Raw genomic sequence first — 18196 nt, 5'->3', positions numbered from 1 at the left:
TTTTATTCGGTAAATTTTTTAAAAACCAAAGTGGCATTATGGCCACCAAATCCTAATGAGTTGGATAATACCACTTGAACATCCTTTACCTTAGCTACGTTAGGGACATAATCTAAATCCAGTTGTTCATCAGGTGTTTCATAATTGATCGTTGGCGGGATGATTCCATCCTTGATTGCAAAAAGAGAAAAAATCGCTTCTATTGCCCCCGTTGCGCCCAACAAGTGGCCTGTCATTGATTTCGTGGAACTGACAGATAATTTATAGGCATGGTCTTTGAAAACTTCTTTGATGGCTAATGTTTCATACAAATCATTATAATAGGTGGACGTGCCATGAGCATTGATATAGTCAACATGGTCAGGGGTAATCCCAGCATCTGCTAATGCTAATTTCATTGCTCTTCCAGCCCCTTCTCCTTCTGGTGCAGGAGTCGTAATATGATGGGCATCACCTGTTGCTCCATATCCTATTAATTCTCCATAAATGGCAGCACCACGAGCTAATGCATGTTCTAATTCTTCTAAGACCACAATCCCTGCGCCTTCCCCAATGACAAATCCATCACGATTTTTATCAAATGGTCTGCTTGCTGTGGCCGGGTCTGGATTTTTAGAAAGTGCGGTCATATTTGAAAATCCCGCAACCGTCATCCCGGTAATGGTTGCTTCCGTTCCACCAGCAATCATCACATCCACATCTCCCTTTTGAATCACGCGGAATGCATCACCAATGGAATTGGCACCGGACGCACATGCTGTAACCGAACAATTGTTGATTCCTTTAGCACCAAGTGAAATGGATACTTGACCTGCTGCCATATCAGGAATAAACATCGGTATTGTAAACGGGTTGACCCGTCTTTGGCCTTTTTCTATAAACTTCCGATGTTGTTCCTCAAATTCAGCCAAGCCGCCAATTCCTGATCCAATCCATACGCCGACCCGTTCTGGTCGGATCTCCTCTCCAATTTGGATTCCTGCATCCTTAACTGCCATTTGACTTGCTGCAATAGCAAACTGGCTATAACGACCCATCCTTCTTGCTTCTTTTTTATCCATAAACTCTTCTGGTGCAAATCCTTTAACTTCCGCTGCAATCTTAACGTCAACTTTTTCGACATCAAATAGGGTTGCAGGACCAATTCCGGAAACTCCACTTTTAATTTGTTTCCATGATGTATGAGCATCATTGCCCAAAGGAGTGACTGCTCCAACACCTGTAATCACTACTCTTTTATTCATTTAATGCTCACTCCCAAATAGATTCTTGATAATCTAACACTACACTCTTTCTATAGTTTATCGAATTCAGAGTGGCTGGACAAATTAATTTACTCCGGCATATCATTTCACATAAAAATAATTTCCGCCCTAATAGAGATTCCTTAGACTTTTGTGTAAATATTTAGGATAATATAATCATATTTACAATACGATTACTGATAAATCTCCCAATAGTTACCGTAAAAGTTTATAATAGATTTATTCATTAGACAAAAAAAGGATTTGGTATGAATTGTTTGGATTAGTAATTATCTTAATTTTAGTTTTATTTTTACCGTTTTCGGTAAAAAAGGTCGAACACAATTTGGAACTATTCTTATTTGTAATGGGAATTGCAGCTGCTTCGATAAGCGGCATGATGAATCTTCATTTAATCGAAAAAGCCCTGGTTGATCCTATTAATATTACACTAGCTGTTTTAATTGCAGGATTAGTTTGTAAATGGGGACAGGTTCAGCTGGAAAAATCAATACTATGGTTGAGCAGAATACTAACTCCTAGGATTTTCTTCGGATTAACCGTCATTATTCTAGGACTTGCATCAAGCATTATTACGGCAATTATTGCAGCGATTGTGCTCGTAATCATCATTAATGTCCTTCCACTCGACCGTAAATCTGAAATTCGCTTTACCGTTTTAGCTTGTTTTTCGATTGGGCTTGGCGCAGCCCTCACACCCATCGGTGAGCCTTTAGCAACCATAACACTCAGTAAGTTAAATGAAGACTTCTTCTATTTACTGAAATTAATTGGTCCTGAAGTGATTCCCGCCGTTGTGATTTTTGGTATATTGACAATATTTTTAGTTAAACCACAAGAAAGTGCTGATGGTTTAAAGTCAGATCAAAAAGTAGAAAGCTATAAAGAAATCATTATTAGATCAGCCAAAATCTACTTATTTGTAATGGGATTAACCTTCCTTGGTCATGGATTTGAACCGTTAATTAATGAATATATTCTAGGACTTCATCCGATGCTGCTCTATTGGATTAATATGATCTCCGCTATTTTAGATAATGCTACCCTGGCTGCAGCCGAAATTAGTCCAGCCATGGACCAAGCAACCATTCAGGCTGTTTTAATGGGGCTAATTATTAGTGGTGGAATGCTAATACCAGGTAATATACCAAATATTATTGCAGCAGGAAAACTCAACATTACCAGTAAAGAATGGGCAAGCTTTGGCGTTCCCGTTGGACTTATTACCATGGCTTTTTATTTTGTCATTTTGTTTGTTATTTATTAAGCTAAGGCTGAAAAAAAGAATCGAATCCACTCAAAGGTGATTCCGATTCTTTTTTATTTTGTCAGCATGCTCATACGAACAATGGCTTTCTCTTTCATCAAGGGAGTAAACAAGGAGTAGCAATTTCTTCCCCGCTCTTTAGAGTGATACATCGCAAGGTCAGCATTCTTTATTAGTGTTTCCATATCTTCACCATGGTTGGGATGCAAACTTATACCGATACTTGTTGAAATCGTAAACTTTTGACCATAAATACAAAATGGATTTTTCATAACTTTTACGATTTCTTCTGCTAAATCAAATACCTCGACTGCAGATAATAATTCAGGAATAAAGATAATAAATTCATCTCCGCCAAAACGTGATAAAACTTTATCAGCTTGAATAACTTCATCCAGTCTGCTGGCAACTAATTGTAATAACTGATCTCCTGCTTCATGCCCCAGGCTATCATTAATCAGTTTGAAATGATCTAAATCAAGCAATAGTACACCCTGCATACTATGAATTTTATCAATGTTAAAGTTTTTTAAACAGGTTTTTATAAACCAACGATTAGGCAAACCTGTTAGGGCATCATGGTAGGCCATATGTGAAATTTTTTCTTCGGCATTTTTCAACTCCGTAATATCCAATCCAAATCCGAGCAAATAGTCTCTCTTAGATTCTTCTAGTTGGATAATCGTCTTTCCGGTAAGCATATGCCCCTTTTTTCCTTGAAATTCGGTCTCCACCTCATTCGTTTGAAGAGTACGATTCTTCCATACTTCTAAGTCGATTTCTCGCTGTTTCATTGCAATAGGATGTGGAAAAAAGTCAAACACTGTTTTCCCCACAAGTTCCTCCATATTTACACCATGTGCAAGACAGGCCTGTTTATTTGCAAATATCGTTCCACCTTCAGGATCCTCTAGGAAAACATTTATAGGTAACGCATTAAGAATCTTTGAATGCAAGGATTGATTTAAGCGAAGACTTTTGACTAGCTGTTTTTCTCTCTCCTCAAGTTCTACAACTCTCTGACGTAATAACGCTAATTCACTTTCATCATTCATTTGGGAATTTTGTACATTCATAGTAATTCCGCCTTTTGGTATTAAATCTTCACAATGTTCTAACTTAATCATATTGCATTACTGATTAATTATCATAAAAGAATTCTAACAATTTAATGAATTAATTCCTACTTAAAATTAATAATATACTTACCACTTTTCGACACTTAATGTTCACGAACTTCACCATTTTTACAAAAATTGAGAGGGTTATATTTTTTATAATAGTAGTAATGAGGTTTATTAAAATGATTGGATGTGTCTAAGTGGGAAAATTATTATATATTACAGCAAATCCAAAAGGACTTGAGAAATCAAAAGGGCTGAAAATCGGTGAGGCATTTATCAATACAATAAAAGAAGAATGTCCAGAGATGGAAATGAAAACAATTGACTTGTTTTCATTTGATATCGCACATATGGATGCAGAATTAGTGTCTGCAAGAGGCAAACTAGCCGGCTATGGGTATACCTTAGATCAGTTAACAGAGGAAGAACGAGAGAAAATTCTTAAAATGCATGCACTTGCTGATGAATTTCTTTCTTATGACTACTATGTTTTCGTCTCTCCTATTTGGAACTTGAGCTCTCCAGCCGTATTAAAAGCATATTTAGATAATTTGTTTATTGCTGGTAAAACTTTTGCCCATACAGCAAATGGTCCAAAAGGTCTCCTCACTGGTAAAAAAGCAATCCATATCAATACACGCGGCGGCCTCTACACAGGTACACCAATGAAGGAATTAGAATGCGGCGATCGTTATTTAAGAATTGCGCTTGAATTCCTCGGTATTGAGGTTATGGATACCATTATTGCAGAAGCTTTAGACCTCTATCCGCAAAAGGTACCGGAAATAGTTGAAAAAGCCAAAGAAGAGACAATTCAAGCTGCCAAGGAAATGATAAAAGTGCCCATGCTTCAGTAATAGCATAGAGAAAAAGCTTCCCCCAACAGGAAGCTTTTTCTCTATGCAAAACGATAGTAAATAAGGAGAAAGGTGGCCAGTGTAAAAACAAAATTCAAAAATACAAACACCATTTGAGAAATTTTGGTCCGATGTATTTTTATTGGGGGATCATAAAATGATACTCCTTCTATGATAAAGATAATTAACACGATATGAATCATCAGGTGCCCAATAATTTCTGTGACACCAAATAACATGGTGGATGAAATAAATATCAATGTCAAGACAAAGGCCAGGAGACGATTTAAGATCCCTACGATTAATAAATATCCAACGACAAATTCAATAAAAGCAGCTAGTACCACAAACGTTGCCGGCGGAAAACCAAAGGTTGGCACACCATGCTGATGAATAATATCCATACTCATTGCAGGATAGACCCATTTCTCAACGGCTACCCAGCATAAGGATAATCCTGTCCCTAAATATAGAAACGGAAATCCCCAATCTTCAAGCTTCGTTTTCCCGACTAATAATACCCCCACAATGGCTAGATAAAAGCCATAGTCTAGCATATGAAACAATCCAGAGAGGATGAGTTGATGAATAAATAATCCCAATAAAATAAGGGCACCAGCTTTTGTTGCATAATGAATAGGTATCAATAGCAGGATAATCGTTATCCACATTAGGATTCTTATGATTTGATTTGTGATAGCAAATTCTGGTGCAAATATCGTCCCTGCCAAAACCTGAATAATTAACGCAATCGCAGTACCATATTTTAAAATATACCTAGAGGATTTTCGGTATCTGTCCAATACTTCATCGATATTTTTAGTAATAGGAACTTTATCCAGCAGAGGCAATAACTGAGTCAACATAGCGAGAAAAGCCGCAACCAATAAGGTAATCGTCATGAACAGCGGCGATAAGATATGTTCAACTTCTTCTTTTTCTGGAGTAACTTCTGTAAACCATTTTACATGTGCGTCTACAAAAAGAGGTGTACAAACAATAACCAATACGAACAAGATGAAGACTTTACCTCTATTTTTCATTAGGCCCTCCCTAAAAGTATTCATCTATATAGTTTTCGGTTACTTGCTTAAATATTCTATTTCACAGGAGAATGTTTTTCTTCTATAATAAATGGATATGCGAAACAGAAAAAAGATTGTATCTATTATTAGGAGAACATGAATGTTAAAAGATTTCTTTTCAAATGCAACCATTCTGATTGCGTCATTTGCAGTGATGGGTCAAATTTTTAAAAATATGCCATTATCTCCCTCTTCATCACATTTAACAAAGCTTTATTGGGGAATTTGCTATGGTGTTCTTGGAAACATCTTAATGGTATTTAGTTTTCAAATTAACTCCACTACGATTGCTGATTTACGTCACCTTGCCATTGTCGTTGCCGCTGCCTTTGGGGGCGTTGTACCTGCAATTATTGCTTCTGTATTTATTGCTTTTGGAAGGGTTACTCTCTTTGGTCTTACGGAAACTGCCTTTGTTGCAGCCATTAGTGCACTCCTGACAGGAATCGTGTGTGGCTGGTTTTCCAAATTAAACATCCAACCAACCTTAAAAGCATTTACTATGAACCTGATTGGATTATAATTGGTGGATTTTTCGCTTATCATCTATCGGTATATATTGTTAATTCAAATGCAGCAGAAAGAGAATTAAATCTTAGTCTACTAAAATTAAAGGAAAGTGAACAGAAGCTGCACAAGAACTTCTAAATCAACTTTCTTATATGGATGGGTTGACAAGTATCGGAAATAGAAGGCATTTTGATGAAGTTCTTAACAAGGAATGGACCAGATTAACTTCAACCGAGTCACCATTAACTTTACTTATGTTTGAATTGACTACTTTAAAAAGTACAACGATACTTACGGTCACCTTGCTGGTGACCAGTGCCTGCAAAACATTTCATCTACCATAAAAGAACTTGTGGCCAATAATTCATATGCCACATTTTGTCGATATGGCGGTGAGGAATTTGCCCTTATCTTAACCAAAACGAAGTTGGATAAGGCGGTTGAAATAGCTAATTTGGTTCAAAAAAAGATTCAGTCACTTAAAATTGACCATAGTAGTTCGGAAGTTTCAGACATCGTTACAATCAGCATTGGAATTGCATCAATCATTCCGAATTTTAATTTGCAGCCAAAAGATTTAATTCATTTAGCTGATACTTCTTTATATACCTCCAAGGCTAAAGGAAGGAATACCATTTCAACTCTATATTAATAAAACGGAAGGGCTTTAATCCTTCCGTCTTTATACATATTTCTACAATTTCCATCCCTTTTCATTTATTTATTCAAAATAATTAGTAAATTTTATTGTATTAATACGAAGAAAAATGTAAAATTTTCCTATAAGCACATTGGATGGTGAAATAGATGGAAATTACTAAACACCTTTTCTTAAATCTTTCCATTTTAATAATATTGCTTCTTTTTTGCTTAATTTGGCTTGACCGAAGCAAGACACTTCCTTTTTCCAAAACGACTATTACCATCATTTCTGTCTTATTATTATGGATATGTCTTCAGTTCGCCTATAGTCCTGTTCCCTATGCAAGATACGATTTGCGTATCATTCCTATCGTCATTGGCGGTTTATATCTCGGAATCGGTCTTATACTTGTCGCAGGATTATTAATCCTTAGAAGCCTATATGGCCTTGACTCAGGTTTGGTTGGAACGATACTTCTTTATGTACCACTCGCTATTGTTTTTTTTCGATTATCACCTTGGTTTTGGAAACAATCCTCCGAACGACGAATTTACACTGCAATTTGTCTAGGTATGATACTTGGAGTTCTAAGCACTGTTGGGGAAGTGCTTAAAGATACAGGCAGCCCCTGGTATGATGTTTTGTTTGCCTACCTAGTACTTCCTCCGCTAGGCATTGGTCTTATTGCCTATTCGATTGAATTTATCAAAAAAAGTGTAGAACTTAAACATGAATTAATCAAGGTAGAAAAACTAAAGGCCGTCGAACAAATGGGTGCTGCCATCTCACATGAGATTCGAAATCCGTTAACTGCTGCAAGTGGGTTTGTCCAGTTACTCAATGATGACTACCTCCCTAGACATAAACGTAAAGAATACCTTTCAATCGTAAAAGACGAACTTAATTCCGCTGAAAGAGTAATTGAAGATTATTTAACGTTTGCTAAGCCGTCTTTAGTCTCGATTGAAGAACTAAATGTTAAAAATGAACTTAGGCAAATTATTAACATCTTAACTCCAATGGCAAACCAAAATTCCGTTGAAATTATCACTGATTTTTCGGTCATTGGATTCATTAAAGGGGATAAACAAAGATTTCGTCAATGCTTCATTAATATCCTCAAAAATTCAGTTGAAGCGATGCCGACTGGCGGTCATCTTTATGTTGAAACCCATTTTAGCAAGGATTATATAACCATCTGCATCAGGGACACAGGAATTGGAATGACTTCTGAGCAGCTTGAACGTCTCGGAGAGCCTTATTATTCAACGAAAGGGAAGAATGGTACAGGTCTCGGAATGATGGTCGTTTATAGTATAGTCCGTGCTATGAATGGTTTTATTCGAGTCGAAAGTGAATTAGACGCTGGCACCACATTTCGCATTAAGTTTCCAACTATCACCTCTTTTATGAAAAATGAAAATTCACAAATACAATAGAAATCGACAGGTATTGTACCTGTCGATTTTAGTTAGGCATACATTTTATTCTCTTCTTCTTGGAAAAAGCTCTTCATCGCATGGAATACATCCGCTTTTTGCTTAAGAATATAATAACGGAACTGCTCATCCTTGATATTCTTGTAGGCTGACATTAATGTGGAATGACGATTATACTGATTAACTTCTCCATAACCAAACATGTTTGAAACCTTCATTAGTTCTTCAACAAGCTTGACGCAGCGAGCATTATCAGATGTTAGATTATCACCATCAGAAAAGTGGAATGGATAAATGTTGAACTTACGTGGATTATATTTAGCATCAATAATTTCTAAGGCTTTGCGGTATGCCGAAGAACAGATGGTTCCCCCACTTTCACCTTTTGAGAAGAAATCCTCCTCAGTAACGACCTTAGCTTCTGTATGATGCGCAATAAATTCAATTTCAACGGTTTCATATTTGGTACGTAAGAAGCGTGTCATCCAGAAGAAGAAGCTTCTAGCCATATATTTTTCCCATATACCCATCGATCCACTTGTATCCATCATGGCAATAACAACTGCCTTGGAATCTGGTTTGATTACTTCATTCCAAGTCTTAAATTTCAAATCTTCCTTATAAATAGGATGAAATGCAGGTTTCCCCGTCATGGCATTTCTCTTAAATGCAGACATCATGGTCCGCTTTTTATCAATATTACCCATTAATCCAGTTTTGCGGATATCATTGAATTCAATATTTTCTACTAAATGTTCCTGGTCTTCTTTTCTTTTCAGATTCGGCAGCTCTAGTTGTTTAAACAAAGCTTCCTCTAATTCCATTAATGAAACTTCTGCTTCAAAGTAATCCTCACCAGCTTGATCCCCAGCGCCCTGCCCTTTTCCTGGACCCTTTTGCGCATTTGAACCATCACGAGCAACTACGTCACCTACTTGGCTTTCACCGTCACCTTGGCCCACGTGTTTGTTTTTGTCATAATTGTAGCGGATTTTATATTCGTCTAATGAACGAATTGGTATTTTCACCACATCGCGTCCATTGGACATAATAATGCTTTCTTCTGTAATTAAGTCGGGAAGATTGTTTCTAATTGCCTCCTGAACTTTTTCTTGATGCCGTTGCTGATCATCGTGGCCTTTACGGTGGAGGGACCAATCTTCTCTTGAAATCACATATTGATGGTTATTGTCAGACAATGTAAACCCCTCCTTATTAATTTTTGTTGTTTTCCAGAGTCACATTTTTTTTGAAAAATCATAAGATAACCCGAGTGAAAAAATGCAGATAATGTTGATTACTTTATCCTATGCAGAAGCAGAAAATAATTTACAAATTATTTTGACAATTAGGCTCACACCTTTAAAAATGGACGAGCTACTTTGGTTTGACAAATTATTAAACTTATCACCATTATTGAAAAAAACAGACTGGCAGATTCCTTCCGCCAGTCCCTACTATTTTAATTACCGGTTTAATAAACTTCCAACATACCGTAATAGTTCATTTGCTGATGTTGAGTTATAGCCGTGTTCGTCAATTAATCTAGCAACAACATCATTTATTTTCTTTAGCTGCTGCTCATCAGGTGTTTTGGAAGAAGTGGTAATCTTGACAACATCTTTGAGGTCTGCAAATAATTTCTTTTGAATTGCTTCACGAAGTCGATCATGAGAATTGTAATCAAATCGTTTACCTTTTCTAGCAAAGGCGGAGATTCTAATCAGGATTTCTTCCCTAAATGCCTTTTTCGCATTTTCAGAAATCCCAATTTGTTCTTCAATCGAACGCATTAATTTTTCATCTGGGTTGATTTCCTCACCTGTTAACACATCACGAAGCTTCGCTTTGTTGCAGTAAGCCTCAACATTATCAAGGTAATTATCCATTAACGTTTTAGCGGACTCTTCATAGGAGTATACAAATGCTTTTTGAACTTCATTTTTGGCAATATTATCATACTCTTTCCGTGCAACCGAAATATAATTCATATAGCGCTCACGAAGTTCAGCTGTAATAGAAGGATGTTGATCTAGACCGTCTTTTAACGATCTTAAAACATCCAGCGCATTTATAGACGGTACTTCTTTACGGATGATAGTAGATGATATCCGGTTAATAACATAACGCGGGTCTATCCCACTCATACCTTCATCTGGGTATTCTTTCTTAAGTTCACTGACATCAACCGCATTAAAGCCTTCCACATTTTCACCATCGTACAGGCGCATTTTCTTGACTAAGTCAATATCACCCTTCTTTGGTTCCTTCAGACGGGTTAGAATCGTAAACATCGCTGCAACCCGTAATGTATGCGGTGCAATATGCACATCCGATACATCACTTTCACTAATCATCTTTTCATAGATTCTTTCTTCCTGTGAAACTTTTAAATTATACGGAATTGGCATAACGATAATCCTGGAATGCAAGGCTTCATTCTTCTTATTCGAAATAAATGAACGGTATTCCGTTTCGTTTGTGTGAGCTACGATAAGTTCATCCGCACTAATTAACGCAAACCTTCCAGCTTTAAAGTTTCCTTCTTGTGTTAAAGAAAGCAAATGCCACAAGAACTTTTCATCACACTTCAACATTTCCTGGAATTCCATCATTCCCCGATTCGCTTTATTCAGTTCACCATCAAAGCGGTAGGCGCGTGGATCTGATTCTGAACCAAATTCGGCAATAGTAGAGAAGTCAATACTTCCTGTTAAATCAGCAATATCCTGTGATTTTGGATCCGATGGGCTAAAGGTTCCAATTCCAGTTCGCTTATCCTCTGAGAAAAAGATTCTTTCAACTAACACATCTTCGATTCTTCCACCATACTCCTGCTCAAGGCGCATCATATTCAATGGTGAAAGATTTCCTTCAATTCGAATACCATACTCTTCATAAAAATCCCGACGTAAATGATGAGGGATTAAATGAAGAGGGTCTTCATGCATTGGGCAGCCTTTAATGGCGAATACAGAGCCTCTATCCGTATGGGAATAGGCCTCTAAACCACGTTTCAGCATGGTAACAAGTGTAGATTTACCTCCGCTTACCGGACCCATTAGTAATAAGATCCGCTTTCTTACATCCAGCCTTTTAGCCGCAGGATGGAAGTATTCCTCGACAAGTCTTTCCAATGATTCCTCTAAACCAAATAATTGATTCCCAAAGAAATTATAATTCTTAGTCCCTTTTACTTCCTCAATTCCAGCGTCTTTGATCATATTATATACTCGTGAATGTGCCGATTGTGCTACCCATGGCTTCTCTTTTAACAACAGTAAATAATCTCCAAATGACCCTTCCCAACGTAGCTTTTCTTCCTCTTCTCGAAACATCTCAATTTTTTTTAGGATATCCATAAGGCCCTCCCCCTGTAGCGTTATCAGAGACGATTAATATACTCTATGCACCAAAGAACTTGAACATGCGTAACGTTGAAGTATTCCTGCCTTTCTTTTTTGTTTTATGAAAAGATTGGAATATTGCTCTTTTCATTTTTTTAAGATAGGCTATAATAAATGTATATGTGTCTAAGCTAAGAAATATTTTAAAATTAAGGAGGCTTTACATAAGCATGGGACTATTTCTAGTTATTTTAGTTATGGTGGCGTTTCTAGCAGCTATCTTTGCATCAGGTTATAATGATAAGCCAGGATCTAGTAAATAATATCTTTCCATTTAAATAGGCTGCCATGAGGGCAGCCTTTTATATTTGTAATGAATCTATGCGTTTTTGTAGAAGCTGTATGTTTTTTGTAGAACCTGTACGGTTTTTTGGAAAACCTACACGCTATTATCTCAAATCCATCTTATTTTTTTGAACAAATTCCTGCATATACATCCGTGTTTGCTTTTCAAGCATGTTTGCCATTTGCTCAGTCCAGGTATCCTTCCTTTTCCCGCTTGTCCTCTCTAAATAATAGTTGGAGATTACCTGATTATATTCTTGCAGCTGGCGCAAATATACGTCTTGATCCTGTTCATATTCTTCTTCATGATAAACATGTTCAAAAGGAAGTCTTGGCTTTTGGTCGTTTATTTTCTCAGGATAGCCTATAGTCATTCCAAAGAGCGGGATGACCCTGTCAGGAGTTTTTAATAATTCTTTTACATCCTCAAGCTTATTTCGAATTCCACCTATGTAACAAATTCCGAGTCCCATGGATTCCGCCGCGATGGCAGCATTTTGAGCTGCCAGCGTCGCATCGATGAGCGCCACCATAAATTTCTCCGTACTTTCAATTGAAGCGAGTACATCTTTTCCTTCCATTTTTCCAATCAATTCATGCCGGCTTAAATCGGCGCAAAACACAAATAGATGGCCATTCTCCGCAACATATTCTTGGTTTCCTGCTATCTCCGCAAGCTTCCGCTTTTTTTCCTTATCCTTTATGCCTATAATCGAATATGCCTGGATAAAACTTGATGTTGAAGCAGCTTGGGCACAGGCGACAATCGTTTTTATTTGTTCATCACTTAACTGCTTATCCTTAAAATGACGGATCGATTGATGATTTAATATAGTAGTAATTACTTCATTCATTATTATTCTTCCTTTCTGTTTAGCAAAAAGAGGCCAGCAGCTTGGCCTCTTACGTCTTATTTTAAATGACGATAGTCTTGCTGCCTTAATGCCTCATAAATTAGAATCGCAGCGGTATTGGACAAATTCAAGGAACGTATATTGTCATTCATCGGAATCCTTAGGCTGACATCCTTATTATTTTCAATCACGTCTTTTGGGAGCCCTGTCGTTTCACGGCCAAAAATGAAAAAATAATCTTTATCGGGATTGCTATAATCAAAGGAACTATAGGGCTTCTCCCCAAACTTAGTGATATAGAAAAATTCTCCGCCTTCATTTTTCTGATAAAAATCATCTAGTGAATCATAATAAACAATATTTACAAATTCCCAATAATCCAATCCCGCTCTCTTTAACATTTTATCATCCGTTGAAAACCCTAATGGACGGATCAAATGTAAGGATGTATCGGTTCCAGCACAGGTTCTTGCGATGTTTCCTGTGTTTGAAGGTATTTGCGGCTGATATAGTACGACATGTATTGCCAAGAATCTCACCTCATAAAAAAAACTCTTTTAACATTATACCATTATCACCCAGCCAAACAAATTTTCTCACCCATCGACAATCGTGAAAAACTTATATTTAATATTCGGTGTATAGGCAGAAGAATCTTCATAGGCCCAATATCTCATACGGCTATTGTACGTGTTTGCATTAACCAGCGGCATTCCATAAGCATCCTTGGCTGTCACGATCGTGTTATGGTTATAACGGCCATCCCCTTCGAAATCGTAACAAATGACATCCCCCAATAATAATTGATTCGGGCTGCTAACTTCTTTTGCTCTCAAACCACTTTTAGAATTAGCTAAATATAACCGCATAGAATGTGCTACAGCCCAACTATAACTATAATTTTTATTTCGGAGCCACCAGCCAGTGCCCCGGTTAGGATAACCTCTCGTTGGAGCTCCTCCTGCATAAAGACATTGTGAAATAAAGTTTGTACAGTTATTTTCAAATTTTATAAACGCTGGATTATAGGTATTCCACCAGCGTTCCGCATATTGAACAGCTTTTAAGCGATTATACTGATAACTAATCCGTTCCTCCTGTTCATCCTCTGCTGCAAATTCCAACTCAGGCTGCTTCGTATAAGGATTTATTTCTTTATCCATAATCAAATCATTTTTAAAAAACTTGCACATTCGTACTTCGACTTCTTCCTCTTGATACAGCGTTCCTTTTTGTTTAATCAGGTATTGGTAATGAACCTGATAGATCGTGGTTTGAAAATCCCCATCCACGGATCGTTTGAGGATGTTCCCCCGTGCCTTAACCTTTACGATATCTGCGGACCGTTTCACAAAAGACGCCAGCTTCTGTTCGGCCTTTTCATAATTCCCCGACTGCCATTTACGCTTTAAAACAAATTGTTCGACTCGTCCTTCAAACAATTCTTGGAGTGATTGATTCACCTTCATCTCCCCCTTCTGTTTCATACATATGTGTAGTTGGGAAATTTAATTTAAAAAAATGAGCAAAGACAGAATGTCCTCGCTCATTTAGTTCTTTAGTTTTAGTAAACTTTTATTAATCTCACTCTTCACTACTAAATCGACTTCACTTTTTGCTGCTTTTTCTAGTGCCTCAACCGCTTCCGGACTGCCAATTTTCCCGAGAGCCCAAGCAGCCGTTTCCTTTAGAACACTGCTGGTTTCATTTTCTAACACACCTAGTAAATCTGGAATGGCACTTTCATCCTTGAAATGTGCCAGAGCAATGATGGCATTGCGCTGAATCGGCCTTTTGCCTCTCCACGATCCCGCTAAGGGACCAAATCTGTTCTTAAATTCACGATTACTCATTTTTAACATCGGTCTCAGTAACGGCTTGGCTGTCTCGGGGTCAGCCTCCATTTCCTCATGGAAGTGAAAATCCTTCCCTTTATTGACGGGGCAGGACGTTTGACAGGAATCACAGCCATACACCCGGTTGCCAATTTTATCTCTAAATTCTTCAGGAATCACAGCCTTTGTCTGCGTTAAAAAGGCGATACAGCGCTGAGCATTAATTTGTCCGCCCTGCACCAACGCTCCCGTCGGACAAGCGTCAATACAAGCTGTGCAGGAACCGCATTGATCCTCCATCGGAGTATCAGCTGCAAAAGGAAGGCTGGTAATCATTTCGCCTATATAGACGTAAGAGCCAAACTCCGGCGTCATGACTGCACAATTCTTACCGCTCCAGCCAATCCCCGCTCTCACTGCAACAGCGCGGTCAGAAAGCTCACCGGTATCAACCATCGATTTGAGACGAGCCTCTGGCACTTTTTCTAAAATAAACGCCTCCAGCTTTTTTAAACGGTCTCGTAAAATATGATGATAATCTAATCCCCATGAAGCTCGGGAAAAAAAGCCTCTCCGCTCACCTTTTCTCCCTTCAATACGAACCTTCATTTTTGAAGGATAGGCCAGAGCGATGGAAATAATAGACCTCGGTTCTGGAAGAAGCATGGCTGGTGTCACCCGTTTTTCAATATCAGGCTCTTCAAAACCAGATTGATACCCAAGTTCCTGCTGGCGAATCAGTCTATTTTTCAGCTCAGTGAAAGGATCTGCCGTGGTAAAACCAATCTTATCAATGCCAATCGTTTTACTATACGCAATGACTTCCTCCTTCAATTGATCAATATTCATTCGGAAACCTCCCTTCACTAAAAATACTCTATAGTAAGCCGCTAATTTCTCGTTCCACATCTCATTATGATAAACTATTTTTATGAAATTTTGGAGGTGGAATCATTGGAAATTCAGCTTTCGTCAGAAATAATCAGCCAGATTCCTCATTTTAAGCTTGGAATCATTGAATATAAAGAAATTACCGTAGGCGATTCCCCACAAATGGTCAAAGGAAGACTGCAGCTTTTTCAAGAATCGATTTACTTTGATTTAGAAAATAAAAATCTATCTGAGTTACCAGGAATCCAAGAATGGCGCAGTATTTTTAAAACTTTTGGCAAGGACCCTAACCGTTATCGCCCTTCTTCGGAGGCACTATACCGCAGAGTTCAGAAACAGAATTATCTTACCACTGTCCAAAGTGCCATTGATATCAATAACTTTTTCTCCTTACAATATCAAGTGCCGATTGGTATTTATGACAGCGATAAACTAGAGGGACAAATAACAATCGAAGTTGCGAAAGCAGGCGAAGAATATTTAGGACTGAATGGCCGGATGAACTCATTAGAAAACCTGATTGTCTCATCGGACCAGCTTGGACCATTCGGCAGCCCTTTTGTAGATTCCAATCGAGCGCCAGTTACGAAAACTACAAATAATGCGCTACAGATCATCTATTTACAGCCTACAACAGCGGTGAATAGCGCGGAAAGGCTGACAGAGTCATTAATGAGGATGTTCACACAAATACATGGTGGAGAAGCAAGCTTCTCCATACTAGGATGCCAGTAAGGCATCTTTTTTTTTAGTGACGGTATCATTTGAAGAGTAAGGGTGGTCTCCTATGTGGGTTGTTGATGACCATAATCAGAGGAAAAACGAAATAAATTTATTTGAGTGATGGACCAATTTATTATATCAAGAATATATTATTATTTTAAAACATGGATAAGCTGTAGGTGATAAAAATGGATCTTATTCTTGATAGCTATATAAGACCTGATGCATTTATTTTAGTCCCAGTACTTTATATTATCAGCTTGTTTCTTAGACAGACCCCTTTCATTCCTTTATGGACCCATGCTTGGATACAAATGCTTTTTGCTGTTATTGCTTGTCTACTTTATTATGGTCTAGAAATACAGTCTGTTGTTCAAGGTATACTTGTAACTGGAGCAGCAGTTATATCAACGAATTTATTCAATAGCACAATTAATGGACTAAATGAATCAAAAAATAAAAGAGAGTCTAATAAAGAAAAAAAGGATAAGCAGGAAGAGAGCTAATAATAAAGAACGTTCCTTACTTGTGTAAGAAACGTTTTTTAATTTTATTGCTTAAGTGACGGAAAAAATCAACAAATGTAATCAATAGGGTCTTTAAAAAAAATCTAAATATAGAAAAAACGCAATGCATCGTTCTCAAGTAACGATACACTGCGTTTGGTAATATGTATGGAGCGGGTGATGAGAATCGAACTCACAACATCAGCTTGGAAGGCTGAGGTTTTACCACTAAACTACACCCGCACAAAAGACATTATATACAAAAGTTAAAGAACTTAAACACATTTATAATATTACAAAGTTTTATTCCTATCGTCAAGAGAATTTCGCATTTTTTGTCGAAAAAATAATTAAACAAAATATCTGATTGGACCTTTTTTTAATGATATGCACCATACCAGGATAAATACCCTCAATTTATTTCATTCTGCCAACTTTTGATTAATAAAGATTCCAAATAAACACATATCAAAAAAAGTGCCAGGCACCTCCCAATTTTACGGATGGTGCCTGTTACTTTTTTTTGATAATCTTTTCGTTACGAGGAGGCAAAACTCTTTCCGTTTAGATAATAAGCGGACTCCAAGAATGTACTGAAAGCGACTTCTACCTCTGGAATATCGAGTGATTGAATATGTTGAGTTACAATGCTGGCAAATTGGTCTTGAATCTCCTGACCGCGTTCGAACCATTTAACTTCAATTAATGGATATCCTTGCACTTCATCGCCATCAAACACATAGGTTGATTGGACAATTTCTAAGGTGAAATTGTCACTTCCACATTCGCATAAATCTGCCAATTCTTGTACTAATGAAGCACTAATTGTTTTTACCTGATCTACTGAAACTCCTCTAATGATTAAATGTGGCATACAAATCCTCCAAGCGCCGTCTAAGACATTTTAAAGTAATAATCAAAGTCTATACTGACATAAATTTATCTAATTGCCAAATAAACCTAACCGATTATTGAGCAATGGGTATTGTTTTGGAAAGAGAAAAAAAAACAGACTCTATAAAGAGCCTGCTAGTTTGTTCTTAATTATTAAGCTTTACGAACGTTAGCAGCTTGAGCTCCACGTTGGCCTTGCTCAACGTCAAAAGTAACTGCTTGACCTTCGTCTAAAGATTTGAAACCTTCGCCTTGGATAGCTGAGAAATGAACGAATACGTCTTCTCCTGCTTCACGCTCGATAAATCCGAAACCTTTTTCTGCGTTAAACCATTTTACTTTACCTTGTTCCATGTTGTTTCCTCCTGCTGTGTGCTTTGCACACAATGTATTACTATCCTTGCACTCAGTGATCATCAAGACGAAAAGTTAATCTTATACTATCCTTTACACCGAACAAAAATAATTCTTCTATAGCTTAACATCTTTCAAAAGTATTTGCAAGAAGACATCACACCTGATTTGATTTCTTATGATTTCTCTTTAAAAAAGGCGGTGTTAAATTAGGCTGTTGATTTGCGCTCCAGGGCGCTATGCTTTCCGCGGGCTCA

The 18196-nt window shown here is 37.5% G+C and carries 18 protein-coding genes and 1 tRNA gene; 7 read left to right on the top strand and 12 right to left on the bottom strand.

What is annotated here, in order from left to right; translation table 11 throughout:
• Positions 1-2 precede the first annotated feature (2 nt).
• Positions 3-1244: a beta-ketoacyl-ACP synthase II gene (gene fabF, locus CHI06_RS10070; protein ID WP_095248418.1), complete on the bottom strand. Its 1242-nt coding sequence runs from the start codon at positions 1242-1244 to the stop codon at positions 3-5.
• Between the two features lie 274 nt (positions 1245-1518).
• Here fabF and CHI06_RS10065 point away from each other — a divergent pair, with 274 nt between their 5' ends.
• On the top strand, positions 1519-2532 hold the full coding sequence (locus CHI06_RS10065) for a DUF1646 family protein (RefSeq protein ID WP_095248417.1): 1014 nt from the start codon (positions 1519-1521) through the stop codon (positions 2530-2532).
• Between the two features lie 53 nt (positions 2533-2585).
• Here the strand turns inward: CHI06_RS10065 and CHI06_RS10060 are convergent, their stop codons facing one another.
• Complete coding sequence (locus tag CHI06_RS10060; RefSeq protein ID WP_179292590.1) at positions 2586-3608, bottom strand: GGDEF domain-containing protein; 1023 nt, start codon at positions 3606-3608, stop codon at positions 2586-2588.
• Between the two features lie 245 nt (positions 3609-3853).
• On the opposite strand from CHI06_RS10060, the gene CHI06_RS10055 reads away from it, so the two are divergent.
• Complete coding sequence (locus CHI06_RS10055) at positions 3854-4513, top strand: FMN-dependent NADH-azoreductase (protein WP_095248415.1); 660 nt, start codon at positions 3854-3856, stop codon at positions 4511-4513.
• Positions 4514-4554: 41 nt separating this feature from the next.
• On the opposite strand, the gene CHI06_RS10050 is transcribed toward CHI06_RS10055, so the two are convergent.
• Positions 4555-5556 carry a DoxX family membrane protein gene (locus CHI06_RS10050; RefSeq protein ID WP_095248414.1) on the bottom strand — a complete coding sequence of 334 codons (1002 nt, stop codon included), beginning with the start codon at positions 5554-5556 and terminating at the stop codon, positions 4555-4557.
• A gap of 142 nt (positions 5557-5698) precedes the next feature.
• Between CHI06_RS10050 and CHI06_RS10045 the strand changes: the two genes are divergently transcribed.
• From CHI06_RS10045 to CHI06_RS10030, 3 genes are all read left to right on the top strand, one after another.
• A complete protein-coding gene (locus CHI06_RS10045) occupies positions 5699-6121 on the top strand; it encodes a LytS/YhcK type 5TM receptor domain-containing protein (RefSeq protein WP_095248413.1) in 423 nt (140 codons plus the stop codon).
• Positions 6122-6370: 249 nt separating this feature from the next.
• A complete protein-coding gene (locus CHI06_RS10035; protein WP_095248411.1) occupies positions 6371-6760 on the top strand; it encodes a diguanylate cyclase in 390 nt (129 codons plus the stop codon).
• 155 nt (positions 6761-6915) lie between these two features.
• Complete coding sequence (locus CHI06_RS10030; protein WP_095248410.1) at positions 6916-8190, top strand: sensor histidine kinase; 1275 nt, start codon at positions 6916-6918, stop codon at positions 8188-8190.
• Positions 8191-8222: 32 nt separating this feature from the next.
• Here the strand turns inward: CHI06_RS10030 and yhbH are convergent, their stop codons facing one another.
• From yhbH to queG, 6 genes are all read right to left on the bottom strand, one after another.
• The gene (yhbH, locus tag CHI06_RS10025; protein WP_095248409.1) at positions 8223-9389 is read right to left on the bottom strand and encodes a sporulation protein YhbH; all 1167 of its coding nucleotides are present in this window, start codon (positions 9387-9389) and stop codon (positions 8223-8225) included.
• A 267-nt stretch (positions 9390-9656) separates the two neighbouring features.
• Positions 9657-11552: a PrkA family serine protein kinase gene (locus CHI06_RS10020; protein ID WP_095248408.1), complete on the bottom strand. Its 1896-nt coding sequence runs from the start codon at positions 11550-11552 to the stop codon at positions 9657-9659.
• A 434-nt stretch (positions 11553-11986) separates the two neighbouring features.
• Complete coding sequence (gene nfsA / locus CHI06_RS10015; protein WP_095248407.1) at positions 11987-12736, bottom strand: oxygen-insensitive NADPH nitroreductase; 750 nt, start codon at positions 12734-12736, stop codon at positions 11987-11989.
• A gap of 56 nt (positions 12737-12792) precedes the next feature.
• A complete protein-coding gene (gene trmL / locus CHI06_RS10010) occupies positions 12793-13266 on the bottom strand; it encodes a tRNA (uridine(34)/cytosine(34)/5-carboxymethylaminomethyluridine(34)-2'-O)-methyltransferase TrmL (protein WP_095248406.1) in 474 nt (157 codons plus the stop codon).
• Positions 13267-13332: 66 nt separating this feature from the next.
• Positions 13333-14199, bottom strand: a complete 867-nt coding sequence (locus CHI06_RS10005; protein ID WP_257009227.1) for an amidase domain-containing protein — start codon at positions 14197-14199, stop codon at positions 13333-13335.
• 87 nt (positions 14200-14286) lie between these two features.
• Positions 14287-15420, bottom strand: a complete 1134-nt coding sequence (queG, locus tag CHI06_RS10000) for a tRNA epoxyqueuosine(34) reductase QueG (RefSeq protein WP_095248404.1) — start codon at positions 15418-15420, stop codon at positions 14287-14289.
• A 105-nt stretch (positions 15421-15525) separates the two neighbouring features.
• Here queG and CHI06_RS09995 point away from each other — a divergent pair, with 105 nt between their 5' ends.
• Positions 15526-16197 (top strand): B3/B4 domain-containing protein, encoded by a 672-nt coding sequence (locus CHI06_RS09995; protein WP_095248403.1) that lies wholly within the window; start codon positions 15526-15528, stop codon positions 16195-16197.
• 176 nt (positions 16198-16373) lie between these two features.
• The gene (locus CHI06_RS09990) at positions 16374-16691 is read left to right on the top strand and encodes a phage holin family protein (RefSeq protein WP_095248402.1); all 318 of its coding nucleotides are present in this window, start codon (positions 16374-16376) and stop codon (positions 16689-16691) included.
• 169 nt (positions 16692-16860) lie between these two features.
• Here CHI06_RS09990 and CHI06_RS09985 read toward each other — a convergent pair.
• The 3 genes from CHI06_RS09985 to CHI06_RS09975 all read right to left on the bottom strand — a co-directional run bounded on the left by CHI06_RS09985 (position 16861) and on the right by CHI06_RS09975 (position 17939).
• Positions 16861-16934: transfer RNA gene (locus CHI06_RS09985), tRNA-Gly, on the bottom strand.
• A 295-nt stretch (positions 16935-17229) separates the two neighbouring features.
• Positions 17230-17565, bottom strand: coding sequence for a DUF1904 family protein (locus CHI06_RS09980; protein WP_095248401.1), 336 nt, complete (start codon positions 17563-17565; stop codon positions 17230-17232).
• Between the two features lie 173 nt (positions 17566-17738).
• A complete protein-coding gene (locus tag CHI06_RS09975; protein WP_066052309.1) occupies positions 17739-17939 on the bottom strand; it encodes a cold-shock protein in 201 nt (66 codons plus the stop codon).
• Positions 17940-18196 lie beyond the last annotated feature (257 nt).

Origin of the sequence: Bacillus sp. 7884-1, from assembly GCF_002272245.1 — a bacterium.
Lineage (GTDB): Bacteria > Bacillota > Bacilli > Bacillales > Cytobacillaceae > Neobacillus.
Note: the sequence above shows the minus strand (reverse complement) of the source record. Positions and strands in the feature narration are given on the sequence as shown.